Genomic DNA, 16,829 nt, shown 5'->3' with positions numbered 1-16,829 from the left:
TGCGCGAGCTAACTAAGCTCCCGGTGTAGGCGCTCCGCGCCGCCGGGGTAGCTGCGCAGCCGCAGTCCAAGCCCTGCGGCGAGCTCGCCATAGCGCAGCGCGAACCCGGCGCTCCGGCTGCCAGAATCACAAATTACCCAGACGGTGCCGCCAGCCGGAGCATCTAAAGAGCCCAGCGCCTCGCGCACCATCTCATCGCCAGCGGTGCCTGCAGCAATCGTGTGAAAAGGCAGAGCGCGCTGGCGCAAGTTCGCCGGCAGCGAGCTATAAAGCAGTGCGGACGGGTCGCGGATGTCGAGGAAGCACTCCGCAGCTTCGCCAGCGCTAGCAGCAACGCTGGCGCTAGCAGCAACGCTGGCGTTGGAATTGAGCTCGGCATGAGCCTCCAGTGAGGTGCATAGTGCGCGCCCGGGATCGGCGCTGACGCGGAAGCTGCGCAGACTAGCTGGGTACGCGGTGTAGCTGGATACCTGGCCCACGGTGGTGTCGATTCCGGTGAACCAGCCAATCGCGGCGGTGGCCATCAGCCCGCCGATGATGGAGGTGGTAGCTCCCAGAACACCGGCGCTGGCGCAATCGGGAAGGGCATCGGCAGTGGGAGCGGCAGGGAAGAGGTCGCGCAAACCGCAGCCGCGGCCATCCGGGGTGAAAGTGCCTGAATGCCATAGTGCTACGTCGCCGCGAAAACCCAAGACGGTGCCCCAGACCAGCGGAGTCGAGGTTGCCTCGCAGGCGTCGGCGATGAGGTACTTCGTGTCGAAGGTATCTGTGCCGTCGATAACGAGGTCTGTGTCCTGACACAGATGCAGTGCATTGTCTGCGCTAAATCGGGCGACTTTCGCCTCGATGTGTATCTCTGGCTGTAGCTCGCGGGCGCGCCGGGCGGCGACCGCGGCCTTGGGCTGGCCCACGTCATCCACACCGAAGAGCACCTGGCGGTGGATATTGCTCAGCGCTACCTCGTCATCGTCGATGAGCGTAATGTGCCCGATACCCGCGGCGGCCAGCTGCTGCAGGACCGGGCAGCCCAATCCGCCCGCACCCACGATGAGCACGTGCGCGCGGTTAAGCGCAACCTGCGCATCCTGGCCGATTAGCACCTGTTGGCGCGCGGTGCGGGCAGACTCGAGTTCGCTAAGGCCCACTAGAGCACCTCATCGGCCCAGCTGGCAAGGCCTACAAAGGTCGAGGAGGCTTGGGCATGCTCGCGGCGCGGGATGCGTCCTGCTTGGCGGGCATAGTGCCCGGCGGCCACCGCATGACGCATAGCGTGGGCCATGGCCACGGGGTCTTGGCAGCGGTTGATAGCGCTGGCCAGCAGAACCCCGTCACAGCCTAGCTCCATCGCGAGGGCGGCGTCGGAGGCGGTGCCGATGCCGGCGTCGACAAGCACGGGCACACTGGCGCGCGCGGCGATGAGCTCGATGTTGTGGGGATTTAAGATACCCAGCCCCGTGCCGATCGGCGCGCCCAGCGGCATCACGGCGGAAGCGCCCGCATCCTCCAAGCGCAGCGCCGCCACTGGGTCATCGCTGGTATAGGCCAAGACCGTAAACTCCTCTGCCACGAGGAGCTCGGTGGCGTCGATGGTTTCTACGACATCGGGAAGCAGCGTGTGTTCATCCGCGATGACTTCTACCTTGACCCAATTGGTGCCTAGCGCCTCGCGCGCCAGCTGCGCCGTGAGCACGGCATCGCGCGCGGTTCGGCAGCCCGCGGTATTCGGCAGCGGCTCAATGTTAAGCCGGCGCAGCAAGTCAAAGACGCTCTCGCCACCTGCCTGCGCGCTGTGGCGGCGCATCGCCACGGTGGTTAGCTGCGTGCCGGAAGCTACCAGTGCTTTTTCCAGCGCGTCCTGGCTGCTTGCGCCTCCCGTGCCCATGATGAGCCGGGATTCAAAGCTCTTATCCGCGATTGTCAGCACTTTACTAGCCTCCCTGGATTGCAGTAAGAACATCGATGACCGCGCTTTCTTCGAGGCGGGTGTCTTCCCACGCCGAGCGCGGAACCACCGCGCCATTAATAGCCACCGCAGTGCCCGCTTCTGGTGCATTGACCTCGGCAATCAGTGCTGCCACTGTTGCTGCGGTGGTATCCATCTTCTGCCCGTTGTAGGTGATTGTCATCGTGTTCCTTATACCTGTCTTGATATAGCTGTCTGTACTTCGGCTCTAGCGCGCAAAGCGCAGCGGGTCACAGGCCGAAAGGTCGATGCTGGGGTCCTCGCCGAGGACGAGCTCGCGCGTACACCGTGCACCGAAGGCGGCCAGCAGGATGCCATGGCGGAAATACCCAGTGGAGACAATGAGCCTGTCACTCACGCGCCCCAAGTAGGGAAGATCATCAGGCGTGCCCGGGCGGGCGCCGGTGGTGGCTTCTAGGAACTCGCAATCCTCGATGCCCGGCAGCACCCGGATGGCATCGCGCAGCAAGTCATAGACACCGCCGGCCAGCGGGGCATGGAGGCTATCCTCGCGGCTGGTCGCGCCCACGGCGATGGTTCCGTCGCCGCGTGGAATCAGATAGATAGGGCGGTCTTCCACGAATCCGCGCACCACGCGGTTTAGTAGCGGGCGGCGTTGCTCTGGCACACGTAGGCGCAGGATGTCGCCATAGACTGGGCGCAGCGGTTGCGACCATCCGCTAAGACCATTCGCCCCCAGTCCGGCGGCCAGCACCACCTGGTCTGCGGCGAAGGTACCTTCTTCGGTGTGTACCATTCCGCCGTCGACTCCATCGTCGATGCGTGTGACCTTTGTGCGGTGAAAGCGCACGCCTAAGTTTTCCGCGGCGTCATATAGCGCGAGCGCCCATTGCCGGGGGAAGACCTGCGTATCCCCAGGAATTGAGACGGCGCCGGCCAGGCGTGGGCTCAGCCCCGGTTCGAGGGAGCGCGCCTGCCGCACGGTGATGCGCTCGACCTGCATGCCGTGCGCATTCTGGTAGTCCATGAGCTCTGACAAATGCTGGGAATCGGCGCGGTCCGCGGCTACCACGAGCGTGCCTTCGTCGCGGTAGCCGGTATCGAGGTCGCTGTGCTTGGCGACGGCCGCGATAAGCTCCGGATACCACTTGCCTGAGGCCTGCATCAGCGGAAAGAGCGGGTCTTGTTGATAGACCACCTCCGCGGCGGGAGCCAGCATGCCGCCGGCATGGTGCGTGGCGCCGGATGCCGGCGCTGAGTCGAAGACATCGACATTGATCCCTGACTGCGCCATCTCTACTGCGGTGGCAAGGCCAATGACCCCGGCGCCGACGATGGCAACGCTTGAGCTGGCAGTGCTCATGCGCGACCTTTCTCGAATTCGCTCAGGAGACGCTCGCAGTAGGCGGCCGGGTCCGGGGCATTCATGATTCCGCGCACGACGGCCAGGCCGTCGACGCCGGTTGCAGCGAGCTCGGCGGCATCATCCGCGGTGACGTCGCCGATGGCGACTACGGGCAGCTGCGAGGCGGCGACGATCTCTGGGTAGCCCTGGAGCCCCAGCGGGGTGCGCCCGGAATCCTTCGTCGGGGTAGCGCGGAAGGGACCGCAGCCGACGTAGTCGAGGACGTCCGCGTACTGGTTCGCGTCCCTAATTAACTCAAGCGTTCCCGTGGTCAGGCCAATTATGGCATCGGGGCCGAGCAGCTCACGCGCGGCACGTGGGCAGAGATCGTCCTGGCCGATGTGCACGCCGTGTACGGGCGCGCCCGCGCAACGCAGAGCTAGGGCGACGTCGACGCGGTCGTCGATAAGCACGTGCGCGCGCGGATTTACCTCGTGCACCGTCTCGGCCACGCGGGCGCCCAAATCATAGAGCGTGCGGGCAGAAATAGGCTTTGAGCGCACCTGCACCACGCCCGCGCCGCCACGCACGGCGGCCGCGGCAATCTCCGGTGTCATATTGGTGCCGGTGACGAAGTAACAACGCAGATCAAGCACGGCCGGCTGGCTCCTTGTCTGCCGTTTGATAGAGCTGGGAGCCTTGCGCCTTGAACTCTGCCGACATCATTGCCTCGCCCGCCTTGGCATCGACAGGGAAGCTCGGCATGCCCAGGGAATCTGAGAAAGTATCGCGAATGTCCTGGCTAATCCGCATGGAGCAGAACTTCGGGCCGCACATCGAGCAGAAGTGCGCGGTCTTGGCGGGCTCAGCCGGCAGGGTCTCGTCGTGGTATTCCTGTGCGGTTTCCGGGTCGAGCGAAAGCGCGAACTGATCGTGCCACCGGAACTCGAAGCGGGCCTTGCTCATCGCGTCATCCCACGCCCGCGCGCCGGGGTGGCCCTTTGCTACGTCGGCGGCATGCGCGGCGAGCTTGTAGGTGATGACACCGGTCTTGACGTCGTCGCGGTTGGGAAGGCCCAGGTGCTCCTTTGGGGTGACGTAGCAGAGCATCGCAGTGCCGCCCATGGCGATGTGTGCGGCGCCGATTGCGGAAGTGATGTGGTCGTAACCAGGCGCGATGTCGGTGACCAAGGGGCCGAGCGTGTAGAACGGGGCGTCGGAAGCCCAGTCCTGCTCCAACTCGTTGTTCTCCTGGATCATGTTCAGCGGAACGTGGCCGGGGCCCTCCACCATGACCTGCACGTCGTACTCCCAGGCCCGGCGGGTGAGTTCGCCGATGGTCTTAAGCTCGGCGAACTGCGCGGTGTCGTTGGCGTCGGCCAGGCTGCCAGGGCGCAGGCCATCGCCCAAGGAGAAAGCGACGTCGTACTGCGCAAAAATCTCGCACAGTTCGTCGAAGTTCTCGTAGAGGAAGGACTCCTTGTGGTGAGCCAAGCACCAGCCCGCCATGATGGAACCGCCGCGGGAGACAATTCCGGTGACGCGCTTGGTGGTCAACGGGATGAAGGGCAACAACACACCAGCGTGGATGGTCATGTAGTCCACACCCTGCTCACACTGCTCGATGACGGTATCGCGGAAGATCTCCCAGGTAAGGTCCTCGGCCACGCCGTTTACCTTCTCCAGCGCCTGGTAGATGGGCACGGTGCCAATTGGCACAGGGGAGTTGCGCAGAATCCACTCGCGGGTGGTGTGGATGTCATCGCCGGTGGAAAGATCCATCACGGTATCGGCTCCCCAGCGGGTGGCCCAGCGCAGTTTGGACACTTCTTCTGCGATAGAAGAAGTCACGGCGGAGTTGCCGATGTTGGCGTTGATCTTGGTCAAGAACTTTCGGCCGATGATCATCGGCTCGGACTCAGGGTGGTTGATGTTATTCGGGATAATCGCACGTCCGCGGGCGACCTCGGCGCGCACGAACTCGGGATCGCAGTGCTCGCGCAGCGCCACGAACTCCATTTCCTTGGTGATGATTCCCTGGCGTGCATAGTGCATCTGGGTGACTCGCTTGCCCGGCTTGGCGCGCAAAGGAGTGCGCTTTTGCCCGCGCCATTCCTGGGAGGCAGCGCCGCGGCGCTGCGCGGACTTGCCGTCGTCGGCCAGATTGCGTTCGCGGCCGGCGTACTCCTCAACGTCGTCGCGCTGCGCGATCCACTCGCTGCGCAGACCCGGCAGGCCCACCTCCGGCTCGCACTCGGGGCCGCGGGTGCGGTAGACGCGGAAAGGTTCGTTGGGCCCCGTCGGGGAATCATCTAGAGCGATCTCGGTCTCCGGAACTTCCAGTCCGTTTGCGCGGATAGGGGAGTAAGAATGCTTGGGGTGGATCTCATTAGGGGTAGCCGTCATGGCGCCTTCCTCTCTTCCTTCGCTGGTGCTAACCAGACAGGTTCAAACGGTCTAGGTGCGGTATCTGCGCCTATCTCAGCCCACTTCTTCATGGGCACCCGTGGGGTACTTGCATTACACACCATAAGCCCTGTGATGCGCGTCTGTCTTGGAATTGCAAGAATTTGCTGTTCGCGCGGTGGGTATGGAAGAATCCTCTTGTTCTATGTAACAGGCACGAACCGGTCAGCTTCTTCAAGGTTGAAGGGGCGCTAGGGTCCTCTGTCTTAAACTGAAAAGGAAAAACAATGGCTAACCTCATTGATAAGGTAGATGCAGCACAGCTGCGCGACGATGTCCCAGACTTCCGCCCAGGCGATACCCTCGACGTAAACGTCAAGGTCATCGAGGGTAAGACCCAGCGTGTTCAGCTCTTTAAGGGCGTTTGCATCCGCCGTCAGGGCGCTGGCATCCGTGAGACCTTCACCGTCCGTAAGGTCTCCTTCGGTATCGGCGTTGAGCGTACCTTCCCGGTTCACTCCCCGAACATCGAGTCCATCCAGGTTGTACGCCGCGGCCGCGTCCGCCGTGCAAAGCTGTACTACCTGCGCGACCTGCGCGGCAAGAAGGCTCGCATCAAGGAGCGCCGCTAATTTTAGGCGTTCAGGCCTCCTCCTTCGCTTCGGCGAAAGGGGAGGCCTTATTTTTATATCCTCTCGCTGCGATTGCAAGGAATCCGCTGATAAGAGTTGGATGGGAACAGCAGCTTGGTGCTCGGTGTGGTGCGGGAGTTGAGAGGTTTTGTTGCTAGGATTTAGCGCGTGAGTAACGAGAAGGAATTCGAAAATCAAAACAGTGATAATTCTGCTGTGCCAGGTAACTCCGGTGCAAATGAAGAAGTCACTGGCCGCCGGGTCGCTGCCGAGAAGGTCACGCCGGTGGAGAAAGACTCTGACAAGGGCGAGAAGAAAGAGATGCCCTGGATTCTGGAAACGCTCCTCGTTATCGTGTGTGTGCTTGCGGTCGTCGGTTTGGTACAGACCTTCATTGGCCGCCAATATGTCATTCCTTCTGGTTCTATGGAACCAACCCTCCACGGCTGCGATGGCTGCACCAATGACCGCATCTTCACCGAGAAGATTTCTTACTACGGCGACAAGGGCCCAGAGCCTGGCGACGTCGTGGTCTTTGAGGGCACCGAAGACTGGAACCGTAACTACGTGTCGCCGCGCTCGAACAATAGCGTGATCCACGCAATCCAGGACGCACTTAGCTATGTGTCTTTGACCCCGCCAGATGAGAACACTCTGGTCAAGCGTGTCATTGCTACTGGTGGCCAGACTGTTTCCTGCCAGGAAGGTGATCCAGCAGTCATGGTTGACGGTAAGCCCATCAAGCAGGACTATGTCATGGATCCGCCAACCTACCCTGTGGATAAAACCACCGGTTCCGAGGCATGCGGTGGCGCATACTTTGGCCCAATCACCGTTCCAGAAGGCAACATTTGGGTCATGGGTGACAACCGCACTGCCTCCGCGGATTCCCGCTACCACATGCAAGATCGGTACCATGGCACGATTCCCGTAGAAAATGTTCGCGGCAAGGTCATGTTTGTGCTGTTCCCGTTTAGCCGCATCGGTGGGATCGATGACCCAGACATCCAAGCCTAGGGGGTCTGGGGCTAACAGTCCCCGCATTCGTGCTGCAAAGCCGCGGCGGGCGGAGGAAGAGCGCGTCCGTATGCGCGATTTGCTGCCTACGGTCGTGGCCGTGTTTGTGTTCTTGGCTCTAATGCAGACTTTCGTGGGCCGGATGTATCTCATTCCTTCGGCCTCCATGGAGCCCACGTTGCATGGCTGTGCGGGGTGTAAGAATGACCGCATTGTGGTCCAAAAGCTCAGCTACTACTTCTCCGATCCACGCCCTGGCGATGTCGTGGTCTTTGCCGGTGAGGATTCCTGGAACGCCTCTTTCCAGGTTCAGCGCTCCGACAACGTGTTAGTGCGCGGACTGGAAAATGCAGGCGCCGCAATCGGCTTGCTGCCCAACGGTGAGAATATTTTGGTCAAACGCGTCATAGCCACAGAAGGCCAGACGGTGTCCTGCGAAGCAGGGGATCCCGCCGTCATGGTCGATGGTTTACCCATCGACCAGTCCTACGTGAAAACACCCGCCGAAATGCCCGTCGATGAAGCCGTAGGCTCGGATGCTTGCGGCGGTGCTTACTTTGGTCCCGTGACCGTCCCGGAAGGCAACATTTGGGTCATGGGAGACAATCGCACTAACTCGCTCGACTCGCGTGCGCATTTGGGCGATCATCTGCAGGGTACCATCCCCGTGGACAACGTCCGTGGCAAGGTAGAAGCCGTTGTTCTTCCTATTCCGCGTGCTCACCTGGTCGATGACCCTGACATTCAAAATGCGGCGTCTTAAACAACAACGCACCTACGAGGTGGCGCTGAGCAAGGCAGGTTTGGGTCCTGTCGCCGGCGTTGATGAGGCAGGGCGCGGAGCCTGCTGCGGGCCGATTACTATTGCCGCCTGCATCCTCCCGGACAAAATCATCCCGGAGCTCGACAAGCTGACGGACTCCAAAAAGCTCAGCCCGGCCACGCGCGAAAGACTCTTTCCCATTATCAAGGACAAGGCTGTGGCCTGGTCCGTGGTGCATATTGACGCCCGGGACATCGACAAGCGCGGCATCCAGCACGCCAACGTTTCAGGGATGCGGCGGGCGGTAGCGCGGCTTGATGTTCGCCCGCATTACGTGCTTAGCGACGCCCTGAAAGTTCCCGGCATGCCTGCACCCCAGCTGCCGATTATTGGTGGTGATGCGGCAGCGCGCTGCATTGCCGCGGCGAGCGTGCTGGCCAAAGTCTCCCGTGACCACATCATGGATGTACTCGACGTGGCCTACCCAGGCTATGGATTGGCGGGACACAAGGGATACGGCACCGCGGCGCATCAGGCTGCGATTGTGAAATTAGGCGCAACCCCAGAGCACCGGATGGGTTATGCCAACGTGGCGAACGCTCATGCGGAATTTCTCGCGCGCGCCTGAATCTGATTACGAAGTTTCCGCGTTAAGCTGATTCACGTTGACCCTGACATTGGAGGAAAGCTAGTGAGCGCAGAGGAACTCGACAACTACGAGGCAGAAGTAGAACTCTCCCTCTACCGTGAATATCGGGACGTCGTCAGCCAGTTCTCCTACGTGGTGGAGACCGAGCGTCGTTTCTACCTCGCCAATGCAGTGGAGCTTATTCCGCATACTTCGGGTCCTGACGTCTACTACGAAGTACGCATGTCCGATGCCTGGGTATGGGACATGTACCGTTCCGCGCGATTCGTGCGCTACGTTCGCGTGATCACCTACAAGGACGTCAACATCGAAGAACTGGACAAGCCAGACTTCGTCCTGCCGGAGTAGAAGCCTCCGCGGAGCGGCAACACCTCCGCCAGAAATTCGCCCTAAAGCCGCGCCCCATGTGGGATTTCTTCATCCATCGCGATGAGTTATCCACAAAAGGGGCGCTGTGCGCGTTTGGGGCTGGCGCGTCCTGTCTTCTCTCGGCTGAACTTGCGTGTGCAGGTGTGCTGCATGGACCGGATTCGGGGGAGAGAAAATGTACAGCAAGATGAATAAACGGCACTCGCTGGGCAAGCGGGGCGAGGCTTATGCGGCTTTGTTCTATCGCCAGCGCGGTGCGGAAATTATCGCAGCGAACGTCAACTACGCCGTGGGGGAAATCGACCTCATCGTGCGGGAGGATGACACGTACGTCTTTGTCGAGGTCAAGACCCGGGCGTCGGATGCTTACGGGGTGGCCGAGGCGGTGACTGCGTGCAAGTTGGCGCGCATGCGCAAGGCGGCGTTGCGGTGGCTTGACGGAAAGCCGCGGTGCTATGTGCGCTTCGACGTGTTGGCGCTGGTGGATCAGGGCGCTGAGTTCGAGGTCACGCACTACGAGGGGGTCGAAGATGGCGCTCGGTAGATGCATGACCACGGCTTTGGAGGGCGTGATTGCGCACGTGGTCACGGTGGAGGCCAACGTGGGGACCGGGCTGCCCGGCGTGCAGGTGGTGGGCCTGGCGGATACGGCCATTTCGGAGTCGCGTGACCGCATTCGCACCGCGGTGGTTAACTCGCGGCTGCCGTGGGCAAAAACGCGCGTGGTGGTTTCGATGTCGCCTGCAGCGTTACCGAAGTCGGGTGCGCACTTCGATTTGCCCATGGCCTTGGCGATTCTGGCGGCGCAGATGCCGCCCTCGGAGCGCCTGGAGCGTGCGTTGGTGTTGGGGGAGTTGGGGCTGGACGGCAGCGTGCGCCCGGTCTCTGGAATCATCCCAGCCTTGTTGGCGGCGCGCTCACAAGGTTTCGAGACGCTGGTGATCCCGCCAGGTAACGCGGCTGAAGCTACGCTGGTGCCCGATATGGATGTGGTGGTCGCGGCCACGCTGACCGATGCTTTTGCATGGGCCTGTGGTGGGCGCGATCTGCCGAGTGCTCGAGCGGTAGATGCCCCTGCGCATACGCTTGGCGACGCTCCCGACTACTGCGACATCGCCGGGCAACGGGAGGCCAAGTGGGCAGCCGAAGTCGCTGCGGCCGGTGGCCATCACCTGATGTTGGTGGGCCCACCTGGCTCGGGCAAGTCGATGATTGCGGCGCGGCTGCCGTCTATCTTGCCGGCGTTGAGCACTGATCAGTGTGTGGAGGCGACAGCCATCCATTCGCTCGCGGGAACACCCGGCGCGGTCGTCTTGCGCGCGCCGTTTATCGCGCCGCATTCTTCGGTAACGCGTGCGGCCTTGCTGGGTGGCGGTTCGGGCAATCCCCGTCCTGGTGCCGTGAGCCTGGCGCATCACGGAGTGTTGTTCCTCGACGAGGCGAGTGAGGTCTCTGCACGAGTGCTCGATGGCCTGCGTGCGCCGCTGGAAGAGGGGCACGTCCGGATTTCTCGTGCGCGCAGGGAGATTACGTTCCCGGCGCGCTTCCAGCTAGTGCTGGCGGCGAACCCCTGCAGGTGTGCTGCGGAGGATGCTTCGAAGTGCACGTGCCGGTCGTCGGACAGACGCAACTATCTGAGCAATCTCTCTGGGCCATTGCGGGATCGCCTCGATATGGTGGTCAACGTTTCGGGCCAAGCCGCAACCCTGAGCGCGGAAGGTGAAGAAGACTCCGCCACGATTGCGCAGCGGGTGGCGCAGGCGCGCCAGCGGGCAGCTGCCCGCTGGCGTGAAGACGAGCTGCCGGTGTTCAATAACGGTGCTGTTCCAGCCTCCTATCTGCGGCGACACCGCCCAGCTACGGAAACTGCCATGGCGATGCTTGCAGCGTATTTGGCAGACGGGGAGTTGAGCCAGCGCGGTGTGGACCGCGTGCTGCGCTTGGCATGGACCCTGGCGGATCTGGACGCAAGCCCGCAACCGGACATCGACCACGTGGGCAGAGCGCTCGAGCTGCGCGGCGTCGGTGTATTGGAAAGGCTGGCGGCATGAGCGAGCTGAACTTATCGACACCTCTGCACACCTGGGTTTATCTCAACCGTGTGGTGGAGGGCCCATCCCGCACGTTGCACGGATTGCTTTCGCAGTACCCAGCAGAGGAGATTGCGCACGGAATCTACAACGCGGCCGACTGGATTGGACCGTTGAAGACTGAAACTGCCGGGAGGCGGGATTGGCTGCGGCAAGAAGAGGACATTGCCACGGCAGAAGTCGTAGGAGCACGCCTTATCACCCCGGAGGACGCGGAGTGGCCGGAGGAGGAATTCACTCGGGCCTTTGGTTTCTATCATCAGGGGTTCTCCGATGCGCCGTCTACATTCGATAGTCAGGCTTTCCCACCTCATGCGTTGTGGGTGCGCGGAGCCAATGTGCGCCAGACGGTGGCTCAGTCCGTTGCGCTGGTGGGAACGCGGGCTATAAGCCGCTATGGCTGGGAGGTCTCGCGCATGCTGGCAACGGGATTGGCGCGCCATCAGTGGACTACGGTGTCGGGCGGCGCGCTGGGAGTAGACACGGCTATCCACGAGGCGACGCTGGAGCACAACGGGCTCACCGTGGCCGTGGCGCCATGCGGCATCGACCGGGCCTATCCCGCACGTAACGGCAAACTCTTTGATCAGATAACGCGCAGCGGTTGCCTCATCTCTGAATTCGCGCTGGGCACTACACCGCAGCGGCATCGCTTCTTGACGCGCAACCGCTTAGTTGCGGCGCTTTCTGCAGGCACTGTGGTGGTGGAGGCGGCCTTCCGTTCTGGGGCCTTGAACACGTTGAACTGGGCGGAGTCGATGGGCCGTGTGGCCATGGCTGTCCCCGGCCCGGTTACGACTTCGGGGTCGTTGGGTTGCCACATGCGGATTCAGGATCAGCGCGCGCAACTGGTCACCTCGGTCGATGAAATCCGCGGATTACTTGGAACTGTGGGAGGCGTGGACGCTGCTGGGCAGTATGAGCTCGACTTCGCTCCTGACAAAGTGCAGCAGCTTTCCCGGAATGAGCTCAAGGTTTATGACTCGACTCCGCCTTTGGACGAGGAAGGCGTGAGCGCAGAAGACATCGCGGCGGAGGCAGGAATGCGTGTGGCGCTGACGGTGCACCTGTTGGTGGCTTTGCAGAAGCTTGGCCTCGTGGTGCGCGAGGGAAAGCGTTGGAGACGCAGCGAGTGATGCTGGAGTACACTGCTGTGACATGAGTAAGCGAGTAGAGGAGCCCACGGGGCAACTGACCGAGGCAATCGAGGATTTTGCCGAACACCAGTTGTTAGTCCGTGGGCGCTCTGCGGCAACGGTCAAGGGCTACCGCTCGGACCTGCGTGATCTCGCGCGTAGTGTACCGGACTTCGCAAGCTTTGACCTTAATGCTCTGCGCGCCTGGTTAGGCGAAGCGGTTGCACAGGGCAAGTCGCGAGCTACCCTCGCGCGCCGAACTGCTGCCGCCCGAGCGTTCTCCGCCTGGGCGGTGCGCGAAGGCCACCTGCAGGCTGATGTGGCAGCGCGACTCGTTAGCCCGAAGGTGGGCAAACATCTTCCCAAGGTTCTTGCTGCAACCGAGGCTGGTGAGCTTGTAGGCAACGCTGCCTCGCACGACGAGGTTCATTTCCTACGTGACAGCGCTATGCTCGAGCTCCTCTATGCCACCGGCATGCGTGTTGCGGAACTGGTGGGCCTTGATGTCGGTGACCTTGATCTGCACCGCCGGACCGCACTGGTCACGGGTAAGGGAAACAAGCAGCGCGTCGTACCCTTTGGCGACGCGGCGTCTAATGCGCTTGCGACCTGGATTGAAAAAGGACGCCTACAACTAGCCGGCGACACTGATGCGGTGTTTGTCGGCACTCGCGGCGCGCGTATCGACCAGCGGCAGGTCCGCCGCGTGGTAGAAAAGGCTGCGCAGATCACCGGCGCTACTGGCCTTACCCCGCACGGGCTGCGCCATACTGCCGCAACGCATCTGCTTGAAGGTGGTGCGGATTTGAGGGTGGTCCAGGAGCTGCTGGGGCACTCCTCTCTGCAGACCACACAGGTCTACACCCACGTATCAGCGAAGCGGCTCAAGGACGTCTACTCCCGCGCCCATCCACGGGCTTGAGCCGGATGACCGGGGCGTCGAGAAGCGAAAGCGGATCGATGTAGGTCTTTTCCACACCGTCGATAAGCGCGCCCCAATGCAAACCCGGCTTACCGTCAACAGGCGGGGCTAGCCTCCCAATGACTTGGCCCTCGCGTACGTGATCGCCCTTGTTGACGTGCGCGAATACCGGTTGATACGTCGTCCGCACACCATCCGCATGGGCGATCGAGACCACCGGTTTGCCGGCCACCTTGCCCACGAAATAAACCGTGCCTTCGCCTGCGGCCAGTACCTCGCCGCCTATGGGTAGATCCAAATCCACACCTCGGTGACCGGCGCTCCATTTCTCCTTCGGTGGATCAAATCCCTCCAGAACCCGGCTGGGGGCTGGACTGCCAGTGGTGGGGTCGACGTAGGCGAAGGCTACTGGCATGGCGGATAGGGCAACGCACCAGAGCGTGAGAATGACAGCAATGAGCGGGACTTTGGGCAAGCGAAACATTTTCATGATGGCAGTATGGAGGCGCCGCTTGCAGTGTTGGAAGAACGAGAAATCTCGCTGTGGATAAAGTGCGACGCGAGATAATAGTGATGAAGATGTGGCGATTGTAGGGGAGATGTCACGCTAAAACTGTGGAATTCGCACGTCGTTTTGGATTTCTTCCCTGGGTGTGGCTAGAATTTGGCCCAGCAGTGTGTCCGGCTTGCCAGGCGCATTGACTACGCGCGGCGGAGTCGTCGCTTCCTGGGTTAAGGAAGAGACAGCGTCGTGTCGACGTGGTCCCCAAGAAATTGGGGTGTTGACCGGTGCCTTCGTTGCTAGGGTGCGGAATAAAACACCGCACATTTTTCATGCAAAACCTAAATCAGCTATAGAAAGCGAGCGAATCATGGCAGTTGTAACCATGCGCGAGCTCCTCGACGCTGGTGTGCACTTCGGCCACCAGACCCGTCGTTGGAACCCGAAGATGAAGCGTTTCATCTTCACCGACCGTAACGGCATCTACATCATCGACCTGCAGCAGACCCTGACCTACATCGATGAGGCTTTCGAGTTCGTCAAGGAGACCGTTGCACACGGCGGCACCATCCTTTTCGTCGGCACCAAGAAGCAGGCTCAGGAAGCAGTTGCTGAGGAAGCAACCCGCGTTGGAATGCCTTACGTCAACCACCGTTGGTTGGGCGGCATGCTCACCAACTTCCAGACCGTTTCCAAGCGTCTGAAGCGCATGAAGGAGCTTCAGGCAATGGACGCAGCTGAGGACGGCTACAAGGGCCGCACCAAGAAGGAAATCCTCATGCTCACCCGCGAGCGCACCAAGCTCGAGCGCGTCCTCGGCGGCATCTCTGAGATGTCCAAGGCTCCGTCCGCACTGTGGATCGTTGACACCAACAAGGAGCACATCGCAGTCAAGGAAGCTCACAAGCTGAACATCCCGGTTGTCGCAATCCTCGACACCAACTGCGATCCGGATGAGGTCGACTTCCCGATCCCGGGCAACGACGACGCAATCCGTGCCACCAAGCTGCTCTCCGGCATCATCGCCACCGCAGTTGAGGAAGGCAAGAAGGCTCGCGAGGAGCGTCAGCTGGCTGCAGCTAAGGAAGCTGCCGGCGACTCCGCTGAGAAGGATGCTCGCGATGCAGCTGAGGCTGCTGCTGCTTCCGACCCAGCATCTGCTGAGTCCGCAGAGTAAAAATTCTAGAGTCCGCCCCCGCTACCGTTGGATCACGGCCGCGGGGGTTTACTCTTCTGCACAAACTCACCCCCAAGGGCGGCGCAAAATTACTGCGTCGAGTACTCTGTTCCATCGAATACTGTTTGAAACCAAGGAGGATCGCCCCAACTATGGCGAACTACACTGCTGCAGACGTTAAGGCACTGCGCGAGGCAACCGGCTCCGGCATGCTTGATTGCAAGAAGGCACTCGACGAGTCCAACGGTGACTACGACAAGGCCGTAGAGTTCCTGCGCATCAAGGGTGCAAAGAACGTTTCCAAGCGCGCTGAGCGCGAGGCTACCGAGGGCCTGGTTGCTGTTTCCGGCAACACCATGGTCGAAATCAACTGTGAGACCGACTTCGTTGCAAAGAACGAGGCATTCAAGGCTTTCGCTACCAAGATCGCTGAGGCTGCTGGCGAGGCTAAGGTCAACTCCGGCGAGGAGCTGAACAACCTCGAAATCGACGGCAAGAAGGTCTCCGAGATCGTCGACGAAGAGTCCGCAAAGACCGGCGAGAAGCTGCAGGCACGCCGTGCAGTCACCGTCGAGGGCGACAACGTCGCTGTCTACCTGCACCAGCGTTCCGCTGACCTGCCGCCGGCAGTTGGCGTTCTCGTTTCCTACGAGGGTGACGCAGAGGGCGCACACGCTGTTGCTCTGCAGATCGCAGCTATGAACGCTGAGTACCTCACCCGCGAGGACGTTCCTGCTGAGGTCGTTGAGAAGGAGCGCGAGATCGCTGAAGCTACCACCCGCGAGGAGGGCAAGCCGGAGGCTGCTCTGCCGAAGATCGTCGAAGGTCGCCTGAACGGCTTCTTCAAGTCCGTCGTTCTTCTCGAGCAGGCTGCTCTGTCTGACTCCAAGAAGACCGTTGAGCAGGTTGCCAAGGAAGCTGGCACCACCATCAAGGGCTTCGTCCGTTACGAGGTTGGCGCCTAAGCTTTAATCGGCTTTCACGCTTGAGCCCTGCTGCACTTGTTTGCAGCAGGGCTTTTTGCTTGCTTGAGCACGAAATATGAGCCAGCGAACATGTGTGGGTAAGATGGAACGGACTTAAAAACAGCCGCATTAAGGAGACGATGAAGGCCGTGACTAACCCTGACACCAAGCGAACCGGATACAAGCGTGTGATGCTGAAGCTGGGCGGTGAAATGTTCGGAGGTGGCAAGGTCGGCATCGACCCTGACGTCGTGGAGAACGTTGCTCAGCAGATCGCCGACATTGCCAAGCAGGGCACTGAGGTTGCCGTGGTTATCGGTGGCGGAAACTTCTTCCGTGGTGCAGAACTGTCCCAGCGCGGCATGGACCGCGCACGTTCGGATTACATGGGCATGCTTGGCACGGTCATGAACTCCCTTGCGCTACAGGACTTCCTCAAGCAGCAGGGTGTCGACTGCCGCGTCCAGACCTCCATCAACATGGCACAAATTGCGGAGCCATACCTGCCGCTGCGTGCAGACCGCCACCTGGAGAAGGGCCGCGTGGTCATCTTCGGCGCAGGCATGGGTATGCCTTACTTCTCCACGGACACCACGGCGGCACAGCGTGCCCTCGAGATCGGGGCAGAGGTGCTCTTCCTTGCCAAGGCTGTCGACGGCGTCTACTCCGACGACCCACGCACCAACCCAGATGCGGAGCTTTACTCCGAGATCACCCCACGAGAGGTCATCGAAAAGGGCCTTAAGGTCGCAGATGCTACCGCGTTCAGCCTGTGTATGGACAACGATATGCCGATTTTGGTGTTCAACCTTCTGACCGAAGGTAATATCAAGCGCGCCGTCAACGGTGAGCAGATCGGCACCCTCGTAAAATCGCAATAGGAATTCCAATAGGAATTAAGGTCACGTCCTCCCACAGAGGGCGCCTTTACC

At 61.2% G+C, this 16,829-nt stretch carries 19 protein-coding genes and 1 riboswitch; of the genes, 12 read left to right on the top strand and 7 right to left on the bottom strand.

What is annotated here, in order from left to right; genetic code table 11:
• Positions 1 to 8 precede the first annotated feature (8 nt).
• The 6 genes from HMPREF3153_RS09115 to thiC all read right to left on the bottom strand — a co-directional run bounded on the left by HMPREF3153_RS09115 (position 9) and on the right by thiC (position 5,675).
• Positions 9 to 1,145: a ThiF family adenylyltransferase gene (locus HMPREF3153_RS09115; RefSeq protein ID WP_070420625.1), complete on the bottom strand. Its 1,137-nt coding sequence runs from the start codon at positions 1,143 to 1,145 to the stop codon at positions 9 to 11.
• Positions 1,145 to 1,924 (bottom strand): thiazole synthase, encoded by a 780-nt coding sequence (locus tag HMPREF3153_RS09110; protein ID WP_070420624.1) that lies wholly within the window; start codon positions 1,922 to 1,924, stop codon positions 1,145 to 1,147. The genes HMPREF3153_RS09115 and HMPREF3153_RS09110 overlap by 1 nt, the downstream gene beginning before the upstream one ends.
• Before the next feature lie 4 nt (positions 1,925 to 1,928).
• Positions 1,929 to 2,126: a sulfur carrier protein ThiS gene (gene thiS, locus HMPREF3153_RS09105; protein WP_005528881.1), complete on the bottom strand. Its 198-nt coding sequence runs from the start codon at positions 2,124 to 2,126 to the stop codon at positions 1,929 to 1,931.
• Positions 2,127 to 2,171: 45 nt separating this feature from the next.
• Positions 2,172 to 3,287, bottom strand: a complete 1,116-nt coding sequence (thiO, locus tag HMPREF3153_RS09100) for a glycine oxidase ThiO (protein ID WP_070420623.1) — start codon at positions 3,285 to 3,287, stop codon at positions 2,172 to 2,174.
• A complete protein-coding gene (locus tag HMPREF3153_RS09095) occupies positions 3,284 to 3,925 on the bottom strand; it encodes a thiamine phosphate synthase (RefSeq protein WP_083280992.1) in 642 nt (213 codons plus the stop codon). Before HMPREF3153_RS09095 ends, thiO begins: the two co-directional genes overlap by 4 nt.
• Positions 3,918 to 5,675, bottom strand: a complete 1,758-nt coding sequence (gene thiC, locus HMPREF3153_RS09090; RefSeq protein ID WP_070420622.1) for a phosphomethylpyrimidine synthase ThiC — start codon at positions 5,673 to 5,675, stop codon at positions 3,918 to 3,920. Before thiC ends, HMPREF3153_RS09095 begins: the two co-directional genes overlap by 8 nt.
• Positions 5,672 to 5,787: riboswitch (TPP riboswitch) on the bottom strand. Its footprint overlaps the gene before it by 4 nt.
• Before the next feature lie 175 nt (positions 5,788 to 5,962).
• Between thiC and rplS the strand changes: the two genes are divergently transcribed.
• From rplS to HMPREF3153_RS09045, 9 genes are all read left to right on the top strand, one after another.
• Positions 5,963 to 6,307: a 50S ribosomal protein L19 gene (gene rplS, locus HMPREF3153_RS09085; protein WP_005528888.1), complete on the top strand. Its 345-nt coding sequence runs from the start codon at positions 5,963 to 5,965 to the stop codon at positions 6,305 to 6,307.
• A gap of 321 nt (positions 6,308 to 6,628) precedes the next feature.
• Positions 6,629 to 7,324, top strand: coding sequence for a signal peptidase I (gene lepB, locus HMPREF3153_RS09080; RefSeq protein ID WP_046645404.1), 696 nt, complete (start codon positions 6,629 to 6,631; stop codon positions 7,322 to 7,324).
• Between the two features lie 70 nt (positions 7,325 to 7,394).
• Entirely contained in the window at positions 7,395 to 8,087 is a 693-nt protein-coding gene (lepB, locus tag HMPREF3153_RS09075) for a signal peptidase I (RefSeq protein ID WP_141740934.1), read from the top strand.
• The gene (locus HMPREF3153_RS09070; RefSeq protein ID WP_049063497.1) at positions 8,074 to 8,715 is read left to right on the top strand and encodes a ribonuclease HII; all 642 of its coding nucleotides are present in this window, start codon (positions 8,074 to 8,076) and stop codon (positions 8,713 to 8,715) included. Before lepB (HMPREF3153_RS09075) ends, HMPREF3153_RS09070 begins: the two co-directional genes overlap by 14 nt.
• Before the next feature lie 63 nt (positions 8,716 to 8,778).
• Positions 8,779 to 9,084 (top strand): DUF2469 domain-containing protein, encoded by a 306-nt coding sequence (locus HMPREF3153_RS09065; protein WP_005528899.1) that lies wholly within the window; start codon positions 8,779 to 8,781, stop codon positions 9,082 to 9,084.
• Between the two features lie 196 nt (positions 9,085 to 9,280).
• Positions 9,281 to 9,649 (top strand): YraN family protein, encoded by a 369-nt coding sequence (locus HMPREF3153_RS09060; RefSeq protein WP_070420620.1) that lies wholly within the window; start codon positions 9,281 to 9,283, stop codon positions 9,647 to 9,649.
• A complete protein-coding gene (locus HMPREF3153_RS09055; protein ID WP_070420619.1) occupies positions 9,636 to 11,156 on the top strand; it encodes a YifB family Mg chelatase-like AAA ATPase in 1,521 nt (506 codons plus the stop codon). The genes HMPREF3153_RS09060 and HMPREF3153_RS09055 overlap by 14 nt, the downstream gene beginning before the upstream one ends.
• Positions 11,153 to 12,331, top strand: a complete 1,179-nt coding sequence (gene dprA, locus HMPREF3153_RS09050; protein ID WP_005528904.1) for a DNA-processing protein DprA — start codon at positions 11,153 to 11,155, stop codon at positions 12,329 to 12,331. The genes HMPREF3153_RS09055 and dprA overlap by 4 nt, the downstream gene beginning before the upstream one ends.
• A gap of 22 nt (positions 12,332 to 12,353) precedes the next feature.
• The gene (locus tag HMPREF3153_RS09045; RefSeq protein ID WP_070420618.1) at positions 12,354 to 13,253 is read left to right on the top strand and encodes a tyrosine recombinase XerC; all 900 of its coding nucleotides are present in this window, start codon (positions 12,354 to 12,356) and stop codon (positions 13,251 to 13,253) included.
• Here the strand turns inward: HMPREF3153_RS09045 and HMPREF3153_RS09040 are convergent.
• On the bottom strand, positions 13,216 to 13,743 hold the full coding sequence (locus tag HMPREF3153_RS09040) for a M23 family metallopeptidase (protein WP_046645283.1): 528 nt from the start codon (positions 13,741 to 13,743) through the stop codon (positions 13,216 to 13,218). The genes HMPREF3153_RS09045 and HMPREF3153_RS09040 overlap by 38 nt on opposite strands.
• A 382-nt stretch (positions 13,744 to 14,125) precedes the next feature.
• On the opposite strand from HMPREF3153_RS09040, the gene rpsB reads away from it, so the two are divergent.
• The 3 genes from rpsB to pyrH all read left to right on the top strand — a co-directional run bounded on the left by rpsB (position 14,126) and on the right by pyrH (position 16,778).
• A complete protein-coding gene (gene rpsB, locus HMPREF3153_RS09035) occupies positions 14,126 to 14,932 on the top strand; it encodes a 30S ribosomal protein S2 (protein ID WP_046645284.1) in 807 nt (268 codons plus the stop codon).
• Between the two features lie 152 nt (positions 14,933 to 15,084).
• The gene (gene tsf / locus HMPREF3153_RS09030) at positions 15,085 to 15,897 is read left to right on the top strand and encodes a translation elongation factor Ts (RefSeq protein ID WP_046645285.1); all 813 of its coding nucleotides are present in this window, start codon (positions 15,085 to 15,087) and stop codon (positions 15,895 to 15,897) included.
• A gap of 140 nt (positions 15,898 to 16,037) precedes the next feature.
• A complete protein-coding gene (pyrH, locus tag HMPREF3153_RS09025) occupies positions 16,038 to 16,778 on the top strand; it encodes a UMP kinase (RefSeq protein ID WP_049063482.1) in 741 nt (246 codons plus the stop codon).
• Positions 16,779 to 16,829: the final 51 nt, after the last annotated feature.

It is taken from the genome of Corynebacterium sp. HMSC06C06 (assembly GCF_001807295.1).
GTDB classification, from domain to species: Bacteria; Actinomycetota; Actinomycetes; order Mycobacteriales; family Mycobacteriaceae; genus Corynebacterium; species Corynebacterium striatum.
Note: the sequence above shows the minus strand (reverse complement) of the source record. Positions and strands in the feature narration are given on the sequence as shown.